Here is an 18,807-nt window from a genome sequence, read left to right as displayed (position 1 = left end):
ATCGTCACAGTCTGGCTGGCAAAGCGTGCCTTCGGCGAAGGAAAATCGTCGAGGCAGGGGGGATGCGCGGTGCCGACGCGGTGAACTTCTCCGTCTAACGCTGCAAATGGGCCGCGATAGCGGCGACGAACCCAGCGATCGTCTCGCTCCGCAGGCCCGCGATGTTGATGCGGCCGGAGTCGGCCATGTAAATGCCGTGGTCTGTACGCAGCGCCAGCACCGCCTCCCGCGACAGCGGTAGCATGGCGAACATGCCACCTTGATCGGCAAGGGCCGCGAGCCGGGGTTCCGCGCGGGCGAGCTCGGCGCGAAGGCCCGCGATCCGCGTGCGCATTTCCTCAAGCTCGTCCTTCCACGCCGCCTCAAGTACGCCATCCTCCAGGATCTCACGCACTGCAGCGGCGCCATGGTCCGGCGGCATCGACCACAGGCTGCGGGCGAGTACGAGCAGATTGTCTCGCACCGCCGCGGTCCTGCCGTCATCGGCGGCCTTGACCCACAGCGCGCCGACACGGTCGCGGTACAGACCAAAGTTCTTGTCGCAGCTGTACGCCACGATCGCTTCGGGCACCGCCTCAAGCAGAGCTCGGGTCGTGGCGGCGTCCGCATCGAGACCGCGACCCAGACCCTGATAGGCCAGGTCGACAAACGGTATCAGCCTCCGCTCCGTGAGCAGCGTGATCAGATCCGTCCACTGTGCTTGGGTAAGCTCGGCTCCGGTGGGGTTATGGCAACATCCATGCAGCAGCACGACATCGCCGACCTTCGCCTGATCGAGCGCGGCGATCATCGCTGCGAAGTCGATCGTCCCGGTCGCCGGATCGAAGAACGGATGCGAGCGCACGGCGAGGCCCGCTTCCCGGAAGATCGGCGCGTGGTTGGGCCAGGTCGGCGTGCCGATCCAGACCGTCGGCCGTCCAGCACCACGCGCCACCAGTTCCGCGCCCAGGCGCAGCGCGCCCGTTCCACCAGGTGTCTGCACGCCCGTAAGACACGGGTCGGCCGCCTTCACTGACCCGAACACGATCGGCGCAAGCAACTCCACGAAGCGTTCATCGCCCTCCGGCCCGAGATAGGCCTTGGTGGCTTGCGTATCGGCAAGCCGATGTTCGGCGGCCTTGATCGCGCGCATGACCGGCGTCTCGCCAGCATCGTTGCGATAAACCCCCACGCCGAGGTCGATCTTGTGAGGCCGCTGGTCCTGCCGGTAGAGACCAATCAGTCGGAGCAGCGCGTCGGCTGGCTGTCGCTCGAGCGCCCCAAACAAGGAACCGGGCGCGGCGGCCGACGTGCGCGTCTGTTCGGTGGTGATCATGCGCGCGCCTGCTCCCGTGCATATGCCTGGGTTCCGCGTGTGTAGACTTTGTCCGTCGGCAAAATCGTCTCGATTTCGATGTCCGGCGCGCCGGCAAGCTCGGCGTAGATCGGACCGAAATCGGTCTCCAGGGTCTGCTTGAGCAGATCCTCGAAACTGTCGATCACGAAATAGTTCTGCTGATAGTCGTCGATCCGGTACTTGGTCCGCATCAGCCGCCGGAGGTCGAACCCGAGCCGGTTCGGCGACGGATCGTCAAGTGAGAACAGCGACTCGCCGTAAGACGACACGATGCCAGCGCCGTAGATCTTCAGGCCATCGGACGCGTCGCGGACCAGACCGAACTCGACGGTGTACCAGTAGAGCCGCGAAAGCCGCTCGATGACGCCGGCGCCCGCCGCGCGCTGCCCGCCGACGCCATACGCCTGCATATAATCGGCGAAGACCGGGTTCGCGAGCAGCGGTACATGACCGAAAACGTCGTGAAAGATGTCCGGCTCCTGGAGATAGTCCAGTTGCTCTGGTGTGCGAATGAAATTGCCCGACGCGAAGCGGCGGTTTGCCAGATGATCGAAGAAGACATCGTCTGGTATCAGGCCGGGCACTGCCACCACCTGCCAGCCTGTCGCTTTCATCAGCCGCTCGGACAGTTCCTCGAAATCCGGAATGCCGGGCTTGGACAAGCGCAGCACGTCGAGGCCGTCCATGAACTCCGGGGCGACGCGTCCGGGCAGCATTTTCGCCTGCCGTTCGAAAAGCCGATCCCACATGGCATGTTCGGCCGCGGTGTAGCGGTCCCACCCCTGCGGAATGGTCCAGTCTTCAGCGGTGCCTGCCGGTCGGTCGATCTGTGCGTTTGCCATGCGTGCATTCTTGCACCTAAAAGCTGAATTTGTTTTTCAATCGATAGCCGGATCGGCGAATTACTGATAAAAATGCCCGAGGAATGGTATTAATATGAAAAGATCGTACAATCTGGATGATATCGATCGACGCATTTTGTGCGCTCTGCAGGCGGATGCCGGGATCGGTAACGGCGATCTCGCCGAGCGCGTCGGCAGCTCGACGGCGTCGGTGTGGCGGCGGATCAAGGCCATGGAAGCAGGCGGCCTGCTCAAACAATCGGTCAGGCTGCTCGATCAGCAAGCCCTTGGCTTCGGCGTTAACGTGCTTTGCAACATCCGTGTCCGCAGCCATGCTCGGGAGGTCCGCGATGCCTTCGAGACCTTCGTCGAAGGCCGTCCGGAGATCCTGGAATGCTTCTCGATGTCCGGCGACTGGGACTATCTGCTCCGCATCGTGGCAGCGGATGTCACCGGCTACGAGCGCTTTTTGATGAACACCCTGTTGGAACACCCGTCAGTTGGAGGGGCATCTTCGCATTTTGCGCTTTCCCTAACCAAGTACACCACGGCCCTACCTTTGCCATGACGGCTTTAAACAGCCGTGGAAGACGCGGGTGGTTTTCCGGGTTCTAGCGGGACAACACCGTCGCTGCGGCGCTGGAGCGCGGCTGAGGAAGCCCGCAGGACAATATCGATCGGTATCTCGACGCGCTTGATCGTACCGACCGCGAGGAAAGCGACATTGCCGAGCCGAAGGCGAAGCGATTGACGGACAAGATCGCCCGACTGCGTGCGCAGATGCGCGATCTTGCCGCGCGTGAAGAGGAAGTTCGCAATGCGCCGGACCAGCAGGTGTCGCTGACCGATCCCGACGCACGCGCCATGACGAGCGCGAGCCGTGGCACGAGCATCGTCGGCTATAATCTTCAGGCAGCAGTCGATGCCGAGCATCACCTCATTGTGGCGCACGAGCTTTTAAATATTGGCAATGACCGCGGCCAGCTTTCTTCCATGGCGCGAAAGCCAAGGACGTGATGGGCGTCGACGCCTCGGATGCCATTGCCGACAAAGGCTACTTCAAAGGCGAGGATATCCAGACCTGGGAGGATATCGGCGTCTCCGCCAGCGGCTGTGCAAAAGGGGCCCGCAGAGGACCGCCGATATCCACTTTTCCTCCTGAAAACCGATGGTTAGCTGACCAGTTCGGCTTCGGCCGTCCATGCTCGCCATAACCTTCCGGCGTTTCGAAGGTACAAAAACGAGGTACGAGCAGGGCGGTTCCTGTTCGACACGCTTATCCAGACGTTTCCACTCGAGCGGATCAACGATGCGATTTCCGCACAGGCGCGGGGAGACTGAGTGAAAGCGGTGTTGATTTCCGTGACGTAAGGCTTCGCTCAAGCCCGAGGTGCTAAGCCTTGGACGAGCACTTCGACCAGCGATGTGGCGATGTCTTCAGCCGAGTTTCCGCCCGCCGGATCATGCCACTTGGCGGGCCAGTTCAGCGCACCCGCCAGCGCGAACGCGGCCATTTTTACGTCGAGCGGTGCGATCGAGCCGTCCGCTACGCCTTGGGCAATCAGGGCACGCATGGCCTTGTCGATCTGCGCCTTGAGCGCGCGAAAATGCGCTCGGCCGTCCGGTGACAAGGCCGTGTCGTCGGTGCGAATCACGCATCGTCCGAAATCATCCATATTGATTTCCGCATAGCGGCGCAGAAAGCGCGTCAGTCGATTGAGGCCCGACCCGCTCTCGGCCTGCGCGTCGGTCGCCGCCGTCCGCAGCATTTCCAGGCCACGGGTCACGCATTCGAGCAGCACCTGTTCCTTGTTGCCGAGATAGCGGTAGATCGTCGGCTTGCTGATGCGGAGGTTCGCCGCAACCTCGTCGAGCGAGGCCGCCTGGAACCCGCGGAGATTGAAGGTCCGCACCGCAGACCGCAGCACGGCCTCGCGTTTCTGGTCCTTTTCGCGCGCCCTGTCTTCCGAGGAGCGGAATGGCGAAATTTCGAAATCATCGATCTGACTGGTCATGTTCCCTCGCTTCCACCCATTGACAAGAAACTCACCATTCTGCAACGTACTTGCGAGTACGTACTAAACTTGGAAGTTTCATGATTCTCTCGGAGACCCAGATTGCGATCCGCGATACCGTTCGCGCATTCGCGCAGGATCGCATCAGGCCCCTCTCCGAGCGGTTCGAGCGCGACGGTGGCTTTGCCCCATGGGTGTTCGAGAGCCTCGCCGATCTTGGCTTGCTTGGGATGCTCGCGCCGGAGGAATTTGGCGGCGCCGCCAGCGATTATGTTTCTTACGCGCTGGCGCTGATCGAAATCGCGGCGGCCGATGGCGCGCTATCGACGATCGTGTCGATCCAGAATTCGATCATGGTCGCCGGTCTGTTGAAGGATGGTACTGACGCGCAGAAGGCGCGGTTCCTGCCCGACCTTATCGCCGGCAAGGTGATCGGCGCTTTCGCGCTGACCGAGACCGATGCCGGCTCCGATGCTTCGGCGATCCGTACCAAGGCGACCAAGGTCGAAGGTGGCTGGGTGCTCGACGGCGCGAAGCAGTTCATCACGTCCGGCAAGATCGCCGGGCTCGCCATCGTGATCGCGGTCACGGCCCCTGCGGCCGGCAAGAGGGGTTTGACGGCGTTCCTCGTTCCGACCGATCGAAACGGGTATGTCGTCGAGAAAGTCGAGCACAAGCTGGGGCAGGGAGCCTCCGACACCTGTGCGCTTCGTTTCGAAAAGCTGTTCGTCGAAGATCACCTGGTCCTGGGCCCGGTCGGCCACGGATACCGTATCGCGCTGTCAAACCTCGAAACCGGCCGGATCGGCATTGCCGCGCAATGTATCGGCATGGCGCAGGCGGCGCTCGAGATCGCGGTCGCCTATGCCAAGGACCGGAGGTCGATGGGCAAGCCGATCATCGAGCATCAGGCGGTCGGGTTCAGGCTCGCGGATCTCGCGACGCGACTGGAAGCCGCGCGCCAGCTCGTGCTGTCGGCGGCATCGCTCCGGGACGCCGATCAACCTGCGCTGACGCGAGCGTCGATGGCAAAGGTCTTCGCCTCCGAAACCGCCGAGGCGGTTGTGTCCGGCGCGATCCAGACGCTCGGCGGATACGGGTATCTCGAGGAATTCGGTGTCGCCAAGCTCTACCGCGATGTGCGGGTCTGCCAGATCTACGAGGGCACGTCCGACATCCAGCGCATGGTCATCGCGCGCGCTTTGTGAGGAAGCATCATGTCGGCTGATCCCGTAGTCATCCTAAGCTACGCCCGCACCCCGATGGGCGGATTCCAGGGCGCGCTTTCCCCGCTGAAAGCCACCGAACTCGGGTCCGTCGCCGTGAAGGCGGCGGTCGAGCGGGCCGGTATCGACGGTTCCAGGATCGAACGTATCTACATGGGGTGCGTCCTGCCGGCGGCGCTTGGCCAGGCGCCGGCGCGACAGGCGGCGTTGGGCGCCGGCCTGCCCGAGAGCGTGCAGGCGACGACCGTAAACAAGATGTGTGGATCGGGCATGCAAGCGTCGATCATGGCGGTCGAGGCGCTACAAGCGGGCGCGATCGACGTGGCCGTCGCGGGTGGCATGGAGAGCATGACCAACGCGCCGTATGCGATGGGGAAACACCGGGGCGGCGCGCGCATCGGCCACGACCGCATCATCGACACGATGATGATGGACGGCCTCGAGGATGCCTATACCCCCGGGAAACCGATGGGCGCGTTCGCGCAGGACACCGCGAACGATTACCGATTCACCCGCGACATGCAGGACGCCTTTGCCGTGCGTTCGCTCGAACGCGCGCGGGCCGCGATTGCGTCGGGCGCCTTCATCGACGAGATCGTGGCGGTCGAGATCAAGACGCGGGCCGGCTCGGTCACGATCGACACCGATGAGCAGCCGAGCCAGGCGAAGCCCGACAAAATCCCCACCCTCAGGCCCGCCTTCGCGGCGGATGGCACCATCACCGCCGCCAGTTCGGCGTCGATCTCGGACGGTGCGGCCGCGCTCGTGTTGACGCGCGAGAGCGTCGCTGGGCAGCTCGGCCTGAAGCCGATTGCTCGGGTGGTGGGGAGTGCGGCGCATGCGCACGCGCCGGCGCTGTTCACGACCGCGCCCGTCAAGGCGATCGAGACGTTGCTGGGCAAAATCGGCTGGTCGGTCGAGGACGTCGATCTGTTCGAAGTGAACGAGGCGTTCGCCGTGGTCGCGATGATCGCCGCCAAGGATCTGCATATCCCCGACGAGAAGATCAACGTGAATGGCGGCGCGACCGCGCTCGGCCACCCGATCGGTGCATCGGGTGCCCGCATCATCGCGACATTGCTGTCCGCGCTGGAGCGTCGCGGCGGCCGTCGCGGCATCGCCAGCCTCTGCATCGGTGGCGGCGAAGCGACGGCGATGGCTTTCGAACTGATTTAGGAAGGACGAAGCATATGAAAATTGAAGGCGTAGCAGCGATCGTCACCGGCGGGGCATCGGGCCTGGGCGCTGGGACGGCGAAACGGCTTGCCGCCGCCGGCGCCAAGGTCTCGATCTTCGACCTCAATATCGAACTCGGCAAGGCGGTGGCCGAGGACATTGGCGGTCATGCCATCGCGGTCAACGTGACTGATGAAGCTGCCGTCCAGGCGGCGATCGAAGAAGCCGAGGGCCTTCACGGCAAGGCGCGCATCCTGGTGAACTGCGCCGGCATCGGCCCGCCCGCCAAGGTGATCGACCGCGATGGCAAGGCGATCGCGCTTGCGGATTTCTCGAAGATCGTCACGATCAACCTGATCGGCAGCTTTAACGTCCTGTCGAAATTCGCCGCGCGCATCCACGATGCCGATCCACTGGGCGAAGAGCGGGGCGTCATCATCAACACCGCATCGGTAGCCGCCTATGACGGTCAGATCGGCCAGGCTGCCTATGCGGCATCCAAGGGCGGCATCGTCGGCATGACCCTGCCGGTGGCGCGCGAATTCGCCCGCTACGGCATTCGCGTGATGACGATCGCGCCGGGCATCTTCTGGACGCCGCTGCTCGCGACGCTTCCGCAGGAGGCGCAGGATTCGCTTGGCAAGCAGGTGCCGTTCCCCAGCCGTCTCGGGCAGCCGGACGAATATGCGCAGTTGGTCGAGAGCATCGTCACCAATCCGATGCTCAACGGCGAGACGATCCGCCTCGACGGCGCGATCCGGATGGCGCCGAAATGAGCGACGGACCCGCGATCGGGGTCGGGCGGGAAAAAGCCGCGGACATCGCGGCGAAGGTGGAAGCCTTCGTCCGCGAGGTGAACGGCCGCACGGCGTTCATCACCGGTGCGGACGGCGCGCAGGTCGGCTTCATGCGGGCGGAAAAAACGGGATCGACCTGCGTCGGGCCGAACTCATGATCGCCGGGTGCGCGGGCGTCCTCGAGGATGGCGGGGCGGGCACCCGGCCGAGCCACGCGTGCTGGCGGTATTGGACTGGGAACTCTCGACCCTCGGGCATCCGCTCGCCGATTTCGCTTATCACGCGATGATGTTCCGAATGCCGCCAGATATCGTGGCGGGACTTGGCGGCGCGGATATTGCCGCATTCGGCATACCCACGGAGGCCGACTATCTCGCCGCCTATTGCGAGCGGATGGCACGTCCGCTGATCGCCCAAGCGGACTATGATTTTTACGTAGCCTTCAATTTCTTCCGGCTTACCGCGATCTTTCACGGCATCAAGGGGAGGGTTGTCCGAGGCACCGCCGCATCCGCTCATGCCAAGGAGCGGGCGGCCAGCCTTCCCCGGCTGATCGCGCTGGCGTGCGAAAGCATGGAGGCGTGCCTGTGAGCGATTCCCCTCTCCTGATCGACGTGATCGATGAGGTCGCCTGGTTGACGCTGAACCGGCCCGAGGCCGGTAACGCCATCGACCTGCCGATGGCGCGCGCGTTGGTCGAGGCTTCGATCCGTTGCCAGACCGACGCATCGATCCGGTGTGTCGTGCTTACAGGCTCTGGCCGGCTGTTTTGCACCGGCGGGGATGTCGGCCTCTTCGCGTCCGCTGGCGATCAGGTGTCGGCGCTGCTGAGCGAACTTGCCGGCACGCTGCACATGGCGCTCGCGCGCTTTGCCCGGATGGCCAAGCCCCTGCTGGTTCTGGTCAACGGTCCGGCGGCGGGGGCGGGGCTCAGCCTCGCGATCTGCGGTGATGTGGTGCTGGCATCGCGATCGGCGCATTTCACCGCCGCCTACGGCACGCTTGGCCTGACCCCCGACGGGGGTGTGAGCTGGGTGCTTCCGCGTCTGGTGGGTCTGCGCAAGGCGCAGGAGATCCTCCTCACCAATCGCAGGATAAAGGCCGACGAGGCCGAGGCGATCGGACTGGTCACGCGCCTCGTGGACGGCGGCGATTTGCTGGAGGAAGGGCGCGCTACGGCGGAACAGCTCGCCGGTTCCGCGGTGGCGGCCGTTGGGGCAGCGCGTGCGCTCCTGCAAGACAGTTTTTCAAGCGGCTATGAAACCCAGCTCGAGCGCGAAGCTCGCGCGATCAGCGCCGCTGGCGGCGGCTTGGAATGTCGCGAAGGCCTTGCCGCCTTTTTCGACAAACGCGTCCCCGATTTCAAAGGAGCCCGATGATGGCCGAAGCCTATATCGTTGAAGCAGTTCGCACCCCCGGCGGCAAACGCAACGGACAATTCGCGGGCTGGCACCCCGCCGACATGGCGGCGGAAGTTCTGAACGGATTGATCGATCGAACCGGTATCGACCCGGCAGTGGTCGAGGATGTGATCCTCGGCTGCGTGACTCAGGCTGGCGAGCAGGCCTTCGCATTCGCGCGCAATGCCGTTCTTGCGTCGAAGCTGCCGCAAAGCGTCCCGGCCGTCACGATCGATCGCCAATGCGGTAGTTCGCAGCAGGCGGTACAGTTCGCCGCGCAGGCGGTGATGTCGGGAACGCAGGATGTCGTGATCGCGGCTGGCGCCGAGAGCATGACCCGCGTCCCGATGTTCACGAACCTGTCGTTCCATGCGAAGGAAGGCGTCGGTGTCGGGCCGCTCAGCGACCGCATCAAGGCGCGCTACGGCGTCGAAGAGTTCAGCCAGTTCGGCGGTGCCGAGATGATCGCCCGCAAATATGGCTTCGACCGCGATACGCTGGATCGCTTCGCGCTCGAAAGCCATCGCCGCGCGGCAGCTGCAACGGCCGCCGGCGCTTTCGCGAACGAGATCATCCCGCTGAACGTCGATGGAACGCCGCGCACGGCCGACGAGGGCATACGTTTCGACGCGACGCTTGAGGGCATCGGATCGGTAAAGCTGCTCCAGGAGGGCGGCGTGATTTCGGCCGCCAATGCCAGCCAGATTTGCGACGGCGCGTCAGGCGCGCTGATCGTTTCGGAGCGTGCGCTGAAGCAATACGGGCTTACCCCGATCGCGCGCATCGTGAACATGACGGTAACCGCCGGCGACCCGGTCATCATGCTGGAGGAGCCGATCCCGGCGACCCGGAAAGCCCTGGCGCGCGCCGGAATGACGATCGAGGACATCGATCTCTACGAGGTCAACGAAGCGTTCGCGCCTGTGCCACTGGCATGGCTGCAAGCGATTGGCGGCGATCCTGCGAAGCTCAACGTGAATGGCGGCGCGATCGCTCTCGGTCATCCGCTGGGTGCAAGCGGAACGAAGCTGATGGCGACCTTGATCCATGCGCTGAAGGTGCGGGGCAAGCGCTACGGCCTCCAGACGATGTGCGAAGGTGGCGGTATCGCCAACGTCACGATCCTCGAGGCACTGTGATGGCACTCAAGACACGCTTCACCGAGCTGCTCGGGATCGAAAAGCCGATCGTCCAGGGCGGCATGATGTGGGTTGGCCGGGCCGAACTTGCCGCCGCCGTCTCCGATGCGGGCGGACTTGGCATCCTGACGGCGCTCACCCAGCCGACACCGGATGACCTGCGGCGCGAAATCGACCGGTGTCGGGCGATGACGGACAAGCCGTTCGGGGTGAACCTGACGATCCTGCCGTCGGTCTCGCCGCCACCCTATGCGGATTATCGCCGCGCGATCATCGAGAGCGGGGTCAAGATCGTCGAGACCGCGGGCCACAAGCCCCACGAACATGTCGAGGACTTCAAGGCGAATGGCATCATCGTTCTGCACAAATGCACCGCGGTTCGCCACGCCCTGTCGGCCGAGCGCATGGGTGTCGATGTCATCTCGATCGACGGTTTCGAATGTGCCGGGCACCCGGGTGAGGACGACATTCCCGGCCTCGTGCTGATCCCGGCCACCGCCGACAAGGTGAAGATACCGATCATCGCCAGCGGCGGCTTCGGTGACGGGCGTGGGCTGGCTGCCGCACTTGCGCTCGGCGCCGAGGGGATCAACATGGGAACACGCTTCTGCGCTACGCAAGAGGCGCCCATTCATGATGCCGTGAAGCAGTTCATCGTCGCCAATGACGAGCGCGCGACCAACCTGATCTTCCGCCGCTTCCACAATACCGGCCGGGTTGCGAAAAACAGCGTCTCCGATCGCGTCGTCGAAATCTCGAAACAGCCCGATGCCGTATTTGAGGACATCAGGCCGCTGGTCGGGGGGGCGCTCGGGCGCAAGGCGCTGGAGACGGGCGACCTTGACGCCGGCCTGGTTTGGGCCGGGCAGATCCAGGGCCTGATCCATGACGTGCCGACATGCCGGGCGCTGCTCGATCGCATCGTCAGCGATGCCGAAGCGATCATCCGCAGCCGGCTTCGCTCGATGATCACGGAATCGCCGCAGGAGACAGTGGCAGCATGAGCTACGAATTCGTCGAGGTCGCGCACGAAGGCGCACTGACCATCGTCACGATCAACCGCCCGGCATCGCACAACGCGCTGCATAGCGCGGCACAGAAGGAATTGGCCGCCGTCTTCGACGCTTTCGCGTCCGACGATAGCCAGTGGGTCGCTATCATCACCGGAGCGGGGCCGAAGGCCTTTTGCGCCGGGCACGATATTCGTGCCGAACCGGTGATCTCGGCCGCGATGGCGCAGCCCCCGGGCTTCGGCGGATTGGCCTCGCGCTTCGATCTCGCCAAGCCGGTGATCGCGGCCGTTAACGGTGTCGCGATGGGCGGTGGTTTCGAGATCGTGCTGGCGTGCGATCTGGCCGTCGCGTCCGCGAACGCTGTCTTTGCGCTCCCGGAGCCGCGCGTAGGGCTCGCGGCGCTAGCGGGTGGCATTCAGCGCCTGCCGCACATGACCGGGTTGAAGCGTGCAATGGACCTGCTCCTTACGGGACGCCGGATTTCAGCGCGGGAGGCGTTCGAACTTGGTCTCATAAACGAAGTTGTCGAAGACGATGTTTTAGGCGCGGCGAAAAGATGGGCCGCCGATATCCTGGCGTGCAGCCCGATGTCTGTCAGAGCCACCAAGGAAGCGACCTTGCGCGGCCTTGCGACGTCGGTTGAAGACGGTCTGCTGTCCGGCTGGGGATATCCGGCGATGGAAGCGATGCTGGGCTCGGCTGACGCGGTGGAAGGGCCGCTCGCCTTCGCGGAAAAGCGCGCGCCAGTGTGGAAAGGACGCTGAGACCGGTTCGGGCGGCCTGCGGAATCATGCGACTTCCTTGCCGCGAGATCCGCTCATGCGGCGATCAGCGCTGACGGAAGGCCCCAAATTCGGGATCGAACGCTTGGCCGGCGGCGCCCGCGACATCACGCTCCCGGACGGCGTGACCGGCTGGTTCGTGCCCGTCACGGGGTCGGGCGTAGCCGACGGCGTCGCCTGGAAAGCCGGCGAATGCCTGACGCTGACCGGCACCTGCCACATCGACGCGGCGGCGGGTAGCGACGTGTTGTTCGCGTATCCGGGCGACACGCGGATTTAAGGCCGGGGCGTCAGTCGCCCGGACCCCACACCATAGGGATATCGTCGAGCTAATGGCCGGCGCGCCGCTCGCATCATGTGCGGGCGGATAGCGAACGCGGTCGGCGACCTCACACGTCTTCGCGTCGAGCGCCGCGTTGCCTGCGCTTCCAACGATCCGGCAGGCCGGGACCTTGCCGGTTTCGTCGATCGTTACCAGTGGCATAGTCTTCCCGGACGCCATGTAGCGGGTCGATGCCTCACCAAGCGCCAAGTCCGGAATGCCGGAAGGGCAGTCTTCGATCAGTGAGGGGTGCCGAGGTACCGCGTGTCGGACGGGCCGATACCCGTGATGTAAACGGTCGCGCCTTCGGACCCCGTCCAGGCGAAATGCGGGTCTCCCGCCGGCTCGGTATAGAAGCTGCCGGGCGCGAGCGATCGGGTCGCATCCTCCTTTGCGACCGGGCCGTACCCGAAGTGCCAGAGACCCGCGACAACCGTCGCCGTGCGATCGTCGCGGTGGGTGTGAGCGGCGATCTTTGTGTTGGGCGGCACCGTGATCGAAATGGTGTAAAGGCCGGGGCGGGCCGGATCGCCCTTGAGGACCCGCGTCGCGATCGCATGGAGGCCGGACGTGCCGGCACCCGCCGCGACGACCGGGAGCGCGCGCGCCTCCTCCGGGTTCAGCCGCCGCTGCAGATCATCCGGCGACGCCGCCGCGACCAGCAGCAACGCGACCGAAGCGAGGGCGCCCGAACGGCGCGCGATCATTTGGCCGCATCCAGGAAGGCGCGGATCATCTTTACCGTTGCATCGGGCTGTTCTTCCATCAGCCAGTGGCCCGAATTCGGGACGACGCCTTCGGTCACGTCGGTCGCCGCGAAACGCATCACCGCCGCCATCTGCGGGCCAAACGATTTCTCACCGCCGATCGCCAGGACGGGCATCGCCAGCTTGCCCTCGGCGAGGAAAGCCTTGTCGTCGATCGCATCCTGATCGAATGCTGCGAATTGCGAGAAGCCGGCGTGCATGGCGCCGGGCGCGGCGTAGAGCTTGGCATAATGCTCACGCGAGGCTTCGCTGAACCGGGCGGGGGTGGCAGAGAACTCGTTCCAGAAACGATCGAGGTAAATCCGCTCGCGTCCCGCGACCAGACGCTCCATGTCGGGACCGCCAAATCGAAAGTGCCAGAGGAGCGGGTTCTTCAGGATCTCTTCCCACGGCCCCACGCCCGGCAGCGGCGCGTCCATCAGCACGAAGCGTTTGACGCGATCGCGATGCTCGGCAGCGAAGGCATAACCGACCATATTGCCGATATCGTGCGTCACGAGATCGACCTTGCCGATTTTGAGCGCGTCGAGCACGCCCGCCATGTCCATGCCCTGCGTCTTCTTGTCGTAGCCGACCGCCGGTTTCGCCGAGAGCCCCATGCCGCGCAGGTCAGGCACGATCACGGTATGGTCGCGCATCAGGTCGCGGGCGAGCGGCGCCCACATGTCACCCGTCTCGCCATATCCGTGGAGCAGCAGCACGGCTGGCCCCTTCCCGCCGATACGGACATGCAGCGAGGTGCCGTTGGTCACGATCTCCTGCGTGTGGAACGCCGGGGAGAAATCGAAATCCTGGGCCCACGCAGCGACTGGAGCGAAGAGCAGCGCCATCGCCGCCAGCGATGCCGAAACGTCGAGTGCCTTCATCATCTGACCCCTAATTCGCTGGTTTCAATCGATACGGACGACGTATGATCGCCAGCGTAACGTTCTGACAGGTCGGAAATGCCGAACCGACATTCCGGGAATCGCGAACCATGAAGCTTGACGGGATTATCGCCTTCGTCGCGGTCGCGGATTGCGGATCGATCAACGAGGCCGCGCGCCAGCTCCGGCTTTCGAAATCGACGGTCAGTGAGAGGCTGACCGAGCTGGAACATGCGCTCGGCGCAAAGCTCTTGAATCGGAATAGCCGCCAGCCGGCCCTGACCGACGACGGCACCGCGCTGCTTGCACGTGCGCGGCGGATCATTGCCGAGACCAATGCCGCGCATGAAGATTTGGCGCGACAGCGCGACGAGGTTGCTGGATCGCTGCGAATCGCCGTCCCGCGCGCGTTCGGCGACCTGCATCTCGGGCCGATCCTCTACACGTTCATGGATCGCTATCCAGACGTCGTCGTGACAGCAGATTTCGACGACCGAATCAGCCACCTGAGCCAAGGCTTCGATGCGGTGGTACGGATCGCGCCCGAAATCCTGCCAAAGGTTGCAACCGAACAGCTTACCATCAGCCGCCGCACGCTCGTCGCCGCGCCGTCCTACCTCGAGCGTCACGGACGGCCCGACACCGTAGAAGACCTTGAGCACCACAAGGCGATCCATTACATGGAACGCGGCCCCGACGACTGGACCTTCAAGGCCGAGATCGAGCGCGTCGTCGCCCGGGTCGCGCCGCGGCTGCGCATCACCTCCTGCTACGCCATGCGCGACGCCGCCATCGCCGGTCTAGGCATCGCGTGGTTGCCGACGTTCCACAGCCAGCAAGCGGTCCGGGCCGGCCTCTTGGAGGTGCTTGATCTCGGCTTGGCCCCCGACATCACGCCGATCACGATCGCCTACCGACATGACCCGCCGGCGAGGCTCCGGGCATTGATCGACCATCTGAAGGCCGCGTTCGGCGATCCGCCGTATTGGGACACTTAACGGGTGAAGAGCGGACCGGAAGCGGATCAAGAGAACGTCACTGTTCCCGAAGACCGCTGATGGCGAATGTCGATTACCGCGCGCTCTCCGCAATCCGCCTCGAGCATTGCCCGGTCTTCCTGCTCGCGCGCCGGCATTGCCGTCTGCCCGTACCGCCGCAGTTCTGGCTGACGATCCTTGATCAGATGCGCCCGAGTGGCTGTATCCCACGCGTCTTAGCCGCAGCGCCATTGCCAGGTTCGAGCGCGCAGCGCCGTCAACGACAAAGATGAGATCCGCCGGTGCCGGAGCCTCTGGTTCAAAATCTGCAAGACCGTCACGACTACACCGGCGGAGGGGGGATCACATCCTCGGCGCCTTCTGGTCCGGGGTTCTGTGGAGGATCGCTGCGCCCTTCGGCGGCGACCCGTGGCGCGCATACGATACATTCGTCACGATGAAGCGCGGCATCACGAGCGATGCGATTTCAGCGCCTTCATGTTTTGGTGACCGGGTCAACGGAGGGCGGTTCACTGAAAATGCCCCAGACCGCCATGAACAGCGCCGCGATAACCGGCCCGATCACGAAGCCATTGAACCCCATAAGCTCGAACCCGCCGAGCGTGGCGATCAAGACGACATAGTCCGGCATGCGGGCATCGCGCCCCACCAGAATCGGCCGCACGACATTATCAACGCTGCTAATGATGAAGAAGCCGCAGCTTCCCAGCGCGATAGCCTGCCAGATCGCGCCGGTGGCGAACAGATAGACCGTGACGGGAACCCAGACGAGACCGGTTCCGATCGCGGGGAACAAGGAGAAGACACCCATTGCGACACCCCACAGCAAGGCGCCGGGCAGCCCCAAGGCCCAGAACACGAGTCCGCCGGTGGTACCCTGAAGGATAGCGACGATCAGGCTGCCCTTGATGGTCGCGCGGATCACCGCGACGAACTTGCCGATCAACACGGCACGCTGCTCGTGAGTGAGCGGAATGGCGCGCTCTATCCGCGCGGCCAGCGCATGCCCGTCGCGCAGCAGGAAAAAGGTCAGGTAGAGCATCACGCCAAGCGCGACAAAGAACCCGAGCGTGCCCTGGCCGATGCTCAGAACCTGCGCGGCCACCGTCTGAAAGCTGCTCGCGAAGCCTCGACCGAGTTTGACACGCAGCCCATCCACGTCTCCCATCCCGACGTCGGTAAGCCAAGCTCTCAGCCAGCCGGGCAGATGCGTCTGCGTTTCGACGAACAGCCGACCGAGATCGATCTCTCCGCCGCGCACGCGGCTGTAGAATGCCGTCGCTTCGCGCAGGAGCGCTGCGGCAAGCAGCATCGCTGGAACCACGACCACGACCACGATGATGAGCAAGGTTATCAGTGCCGCGCCACTGCGATGCCGCGGCATCGCACCGAGTATGCGCGCATTGAGCGGCTCGAACAGCACCGCCGCGATCACCGCCCATAGGATCGCGCCTGAAAACGGTGCGATCAACCAGAGAAAGGCCACCGTCGCGGCGGCAACCAGGGACGGCAGGAAGATGCGCGCCTGCGTTTTGTCTGCCGGGTGTCCGGTCATGCCGGCAGGACGCGGCTGCGCCGGCTCGCCGCATTGCCGGCGAGACGGTGGTGGACGAATGGCTTGCAGCCTTCGAGCAATATCAGAACGATCACGCCCAGGCTGGCTGCGAGCGCCATGTCGCGCCAGCGGATCGACCCGAATTGAAGCAGGGCCTGAGACTGTGGCAGGAACAGGATCACCGCGGTCACGCTCGCGATGGCGCCAAGGACATATCGCAGCGCCGCGTTGGGCCGCGCGACCGCCTGGCCGAGCGAGGTACTGAACGCGCGGTTGACCAGAATCAGCGCGACGATCTCCGCGACCAGCGCGAAGAAGACGACCGCGCGCAGTTCGTCTTCGGACATTCCCGACCATCGCTCGACCAGGAACACCAGTGCCAGCATCGCGAACGCGGTACCGCCTTGGAACACGCTCCACACGATCATCGGCACGGAGAACAGTGGCTCGGCGGGATCACGAGGGCGCCGCCGCATGATGTCGTCCTCCGCGCGTTCAGCCTCGAACACCAGCGCGCAGACCGGGTCGATCACCATTTCGAGCAGTGCGATGTGGATCGGGCCGAACAACACCGGCAATCCGAAGAACAGCGGCAGCAGTGCCAATCCGGCGATCGGCACATGAACAGCGAAAATGAAGGACATCGCCTTGCGGATATTGTCGTAGATCCGCCGCCCGAGCCGGACCGCTTGCACGATCGCCCCGAAATCGTCGTCGGTCAGGACCATCGCGGAGGCCTCCCGTGCGACATCGGTGCCGCGCTTCCCCATTGCGATGCCGATGTGCGCGGCCTTGAGCGAGGGCGCATCGTTGACGCCATCGCCGGTCATCGCGACGATTTCGCCATCGGCCTTGAATGCCTGCACGATGCGCAACTTCTGCTCGGGCATGATACGCGCGAAGACGGTGACGCTCTTCAACCGCTCGACGAGCTGTGCGTCGTCCAGCGCGGCGAGATCGCCGCCGGTAAGGACATCGCCGGTGGCGATCCCGGCCTGATCCGCGATCGACCGTGCCGTGGCGGCATAGTCGCCGGTGATCATGACGACTCGAATGCCCGCGCGGCGACATTCGGCGACGGCACCCGGCACGCTGGGGCGGATGGGGTCGGCCAACCCGATGAGGCCGCTCAGCGTATACTCATAGCCCTGTTGCGTTTCGCACCAGTCGCGGTCGCGGGGCGTCGCCGTGGCAACGGCGAGGACGCGCATCCCGCGCACCGCCATCGCCTCGATGGCTGTGGTCATTTCGGCCAAAGCCTTCTGGGGCAGGTGACAAAGGCCGGCAATCGCCTCCGGGGCGCCTTTGGCGGCGATCGTCAGGGCTGCGCCGTCATCCCAGATATTCGACATTGCGAGCAGCTCCGGGCGCAGCGCATAGGCCTGAACCAGCGCGCGCTTCGGCGCCGCCGATCCCGGGGCGGCACCGACCGCGGCGTGAAGAGCGATCTCCATCGGATCGGTCGGCTCCACCGCGCTGGCGAGCGCGGCGGTTTCGATCAGGCCGCGATAGGCTTCGGGGATGCCTGCCCCCGGTGCGAGTGCGAGCGTCTCCCCCGATGCGAGCCAGAGTTCGGCGACCGACATGCGGTTCTCGGTCAGCGTGCCGGTCTTGTCCGTACACAGCACGGTTGCCGAACCAAGCGTTTCGATCGCCGCCGCGCGACGCGTGAGCACGCCGACCCTGCCGATCCGCCAAGCGCCCATCGCGAGGAATACCGTCAGGACGACCGGAAATTCCTCAGGCAGCATCGACATGCCGATCGCGATGCCGGCGAGGACCGCCTTGATCCAGCCAACGCCCGATAGCCCGGTGAGCAGTACGACCAGCAGTGCGACCGCGGCGCCGCCAACCGCGCACCACGTGACGATCCGTGTCGTTTCGCGGTGCAGACGCGGCGCTTCGGTGTCGAGCGTGACGAGCGCCTGGCCGATCCGGCCGATTTCGCTGCGTGGCCCCGTCGCCACGACGCGGGCAATGCCGGTGCCGCGTGTGACGAGCGACCCGGAAAACACGAAAGGTTGCCCTTCGCCACCAGCGCGGCGGGTGTCGACTGCGATGTTCGCGGCGGCGACCGTCTTGCCGACCGGCAGCGATTCCCCGGTGAGCAGCGATTCGTCCGTCTGGAGATCCGCCGCTTCCACCAAGATGGCATCGGCGGCCACCCGGTCGCCCTGTTCCAGAACCAGCAGATCGTCCCGGACGACATCGTGCCCGGCGACGCGCACGCGCGTGCCGTCCCGGATCACCAGCGCGCGCGGAGCCGACAGATCGCGCAGCGCGTCCAGGACATGTTCCGTGCGAGCTTCCTGGATGACGGTGACGGCGACCGAGAAGGTCGCGAAGACGAGCAGGATCAATGCCTCGGCCCGGTCGCCGAGCAGCAGATAGGCGAAGCCGCCCGCCAAAAGCAGCAAAAGCATCGGTTCGCGCAGCACGTCGAATATGATCCGCGTCGTGGAGCGTCGGCGCGCCTGGGCCAATACGTTCGCGCCTTCGACGGTCAGACGCTCCGCCGCCGTCGCGGCGGTCAGACCTTTGAGCCGATCGCGCCCAGCCGCCGTCATGCGTCG

20 protein-coding genes and 2 pseudogenes are annotated in these 18,807 nt (G+C 64.7%); 14 read left to right on the top strand and 8 right to left on the bottom strand.

The genetic code is table 11. From position 1 onward, the window contains the following. Positions 1-94: 94 nt before the first annotated feature. Together J0A91_RS03565 and phhA are read right to left on the bottom strand one after the other, a co-directional pair. Positions 95-1,315 carry an amino acid aminotransferase gene (locus J0A91_RS03565; RefSeq protein WP_069203764.1) on the bottom strand — a complete coding sequence of 407 codons (1,221 nt, stop codon included), beginning with the start codon at positions 1,313-1,315 and terminating at the stop codon, positions 95-97. Further along, a complete protein-coding gene (gene phhA / locus J0A91_RS03560) occupies positions 1,312-2,178 on the bottom strand; it encodes a phenylalanine 4-monooxygenase (RefSeq protein WP_069203763.1) in 867 nt (288 codons plus the stop codon). The genes J0A91_RS03565 and phhA overlap by 4 nt, the downstream gene beginning before the upstream one ends. A gap of 94 nt (positions 2,179-2,272) precedes the next feature. Between phhA and J0A91_RS03555 the strand changes: the two genes are divergently transcribed. From J0A91_RS03555 to J0A91_RS03545, 3 genes are all read left to right on the top strand, one after another. Then, positions 2,273-2,746, top strand: coding sequence for an Lrp/AsnC family transcriptional regulator (locus tag J0A91_RS03555; protein WP_069203762.1), 474 nt, complete (start codon positions 2,273-2,275; stop codon positions 2,744-2,746). Positions 2,747-2,925: 179 nt separating this feature from the next. Then, positions 2,926-3,195, top strand: a complete 270-nt coding sequence (locus J0A91_RS03550) for a hypothetical protein (protein ID WP_150126814.1) — start codon at positions 2,926-2,928, stop codon at positions 3,193-3,195. Beyond that, positions 3,192-3,392, top strand: a complete 201-nt coding sequence (locus J0A91_RS03545; protein WP_150126813.1) for a hypothetical protein — start codon at positions 3,192-3,194, stop codon at positions 3,390-3,392. The genes J0A91_RS03550 and J0A91_RS03545 overlap by 4 nt, the downstream gene beginning before the upstream one ends. Before the next feature lie 165 nt (positions 3,393-3,557). On the opposite strand, the gene J0A91_RS03540 is transcribed toward J0A91_RS03545, so the two are convergent. After that, positions 3,558-4,193, bottom strand: coding sequence for a TetR/AcrR family transcriptional regulator (locus J0A91_RS03540; protein ID WP_069203760.1), 636 nt, complete (start codon positions 4,191-4,193; stop codon positions 3,558-3,560). 80 nt (positions 4,194-4,273) lie between these two features. On the opposite strand from J0A91_RS03540, the gene J0A91_RS03535 reads away from it, so the two are divergent. From J0A91_RS03535 to J0A91_RS24770, 10 genes and pseudogenes are all read left to right on the top strand, one after another. Next, entirely contained in the window at positions 4,274-5,401 is a 1,128-nt protein-coding gene (locus J0A91_RS03535; protein WP_069203759.1) for an acyl-CoA dehydrogenase family protein, read from the top strand. Positions 5,402-5,410: 9 nt separating this feature from the next. Beyond that, complete coding sequence (locus J0A91_RS03530) at positions 5,411-6,595, top strand: acetyl-CoA C-acyltransferase (RefSeq protein WP_069203758.1); 1,185 nt, start codon at positions 5,411-5,413, stop codon at positions 6,593-6,595. A gap of 14 nt (positions 6,596-6,609) precedes the next feature. Continuing rightward, on the top strand, positions 6,610-7,371 hold the full coding sequence (locus tag J0A91_RS03525; protein WP_069203757.1) for an SDR family NAD(P)-dependent oxidoreductase: 762 nt from the start codon (positions 6,610-6,612) through the stop codon (positions 7,369-7,371). After that, positions 7,368-7,550 (top strand): hypothetical protein, encoded by a 183-nt coding sequence (locus J0A91_RS03520; RefSeq protein ID WP_069203756.1) that lies wholly within the window; start codon positions 7,368-7,370, stop codon positions 7,548-7,550. The genes J0A91_RS03525 and J0A91_RS03520 overlap by 4 nt, the downstream gene beginning before the upstream one ends. 40 nt (positions 7,551-7,590) lie before the next feature. Next, positions 7,591-7,983: pseudogene (locus J0A91_RS03515) on the top strand (phosphotransferase); the annotation flags it as partial. Then, positions 7,974-8,771: an enoyl-CoA hydratase/isomerase family protein gene (locus tag J0A91_RS03510; RefSeq protein WP_420852812.1), complete on the top strand. Its 798-nt coding sequence runs from the start codon at positions 7,974-7,976 to the stop codon at positions 8,769-8,771. The pseudogene J0A91_RS03515 and the gene J0A91_RS03510, both read left to right, overlap by 10 nt. After that, complete coding sequence (locus tag J0A91_RS03505) at positions 8,771-9,931, top strand: acetyl-CoA C-acetyltransferase (RefSeq protein ID WP_069203754.1); 1,161 nt, start codon at positions 8,771-8,773, stop codon at positions 9,929-9,931. The genes J0A91_RS03510 and J0A91_RS03505 overlap by 1 nt, the downstream gene beginning before the upstream one ends. Further along, positions 9,931-10,935, top strand: coding sequence for an NAD(P)H-dependent flavin oxidoreductase (locus J0A91_RS03500; protein ID WP_069203753.1), 1,005 nt, complete (start codon positions 9,931-9,933; stop codon positions 10,933-10,935). Before J0A91_RS03505 ends, J0A91_RS03500 begins: the two co-directional genes overlap by 1 nt. Further along, positions 10,932-11,708 carry an enoyl-CoA hydratase-related protein gene (locus J0A91_RS03495; RefSeq protein WP_069203752.1) on the top strand — a complete coding sequence of 259 codons (777 nt, stop codon included), beginning with the start codon at positions 10,932-10,934 and terminating at the stop codon, positions 11,706-11,708. Before J0A91_RS03500 ends, J0A91_RS03495 begins: the two co-directional genes overlap by 4 nt. A 55-nt stretch (positions 11,709-11,763) precedes the next feature. Then, positions 11,764-12,006 (top strand): hypothetical protein, encoded by a 243-nt coding sequence (locus J0A91_RS24770; RefSeq protein WP_069203751.1) that lies wholly within the window; start codon positions 11,764-11,766, stop codon positions 12,004-12,006. A gap of 81 nt (positions 12,007-12,087) precedes the next feature. Here J0A91_RS24770 and J0A91_RS25175 read toward each other — a convergent pair. The 3 genes and pseudogenes from J0A91_RS25175 to J0A91_RS03480 all read right to left on the bottom strand — a co-directional run. Continuing rightward, positions 12,088-12,210 (bottom strand): annotated as a pseudogene (locus J0A91_RS25175) (energy transducer TonB); the annotation flags it as partial. Between the two features lie 77 nt (positions 12,211-12,287). Further along, the gene (locus tag J0A91_RS03485) at positions 12,288-12,755 is read right to left on the bottom strand and encodes a cupin domain-containing protein (RefSeq protein WP_069203750.1); all 468 of its coding nucleotides are present in this window, start codon (positions 12,753-12,755) and stop codon (positions 12,288-12,290) included. Beyond that, positions 12,752-13,681, bottom strand: a complete 930-nt coding sequence (locus J0A91_RS03480) for an alpha/beta fold hydrolase (protein ID WP_069206995.1) — start codon at positions 13,679-13,681, stop codon at positions 12,752-12,754. Before J0A91_RS03480 ends, J0A91_RS03485 begins: the two co-directional genes overlap by 4 nt. Positions 13,682-13,791: 110 nt before the next feature. Here J0A91_RS03480 and J0A91_RS03475 point away from each other — a divergent pair, with 110 nt between their 5' ends. Continuing rightward, entirely contained in the window at positions 13,792-14,679 is an 888-nt protein-coding gene (locus J0A91_RS03475; protein ID WP_069203749.1) for a LysR family transcriptional regulator, read from the top strand. A 475-nt stretch (positions 14,680-15,154) separates the two neighbouring features. Here J0A91_RS03475 and J0A91_RS03470 read toward each other — a convergent pair whose 3' ends face one another. Together J0A91_RS03470 and J0A91_RS03465 are read right to left on the bottom strand one after the other, a co-directional pair. Further along, the gene (locus tag J0A91_RS03470) at positions 15,155-16,234 is read right to left on the bottom strand and encodes an AI-2E family transporter (protein ID WP_069203748.1); all 1,080 of its coding nucleotides are present in this window, start codon (positions 16,232-16,234) and stop codon (positions 15,155-15,157) included. Further along, a complete protein-coding gene (locus J0A91_RS03465) occupies positions 16,231-18,801 on the bottom strand; it encodes a cation-translocating P-type ATPase (RefSeq protein WP_069203747.1) in 2,571 nt (856 codons plus the stop codon). Before J0A91_RS03465 ends, J0A91_RS03470 begins: the two co-directional genes overlap by 4 nt. Positions 18,802-18,807: the final 6 nt, after the last annotated feature.

Origin of the sequence: Sphingomonas panacis (assembly GCF_001717955.1) — a bacterium.
Classification (GTDB): Bacteria; Pseudomonadota; Alphaproteobacteria; order Sphingomonadales; family Sphingomonadaceae; genus Sphingomonas; species Sphingomonas panacis.
The sequence above is the reverse complement of the archived record's forward strand: the minus strand, read 5'-3'. Positions and strand labels throughout refer to the sequence as shown.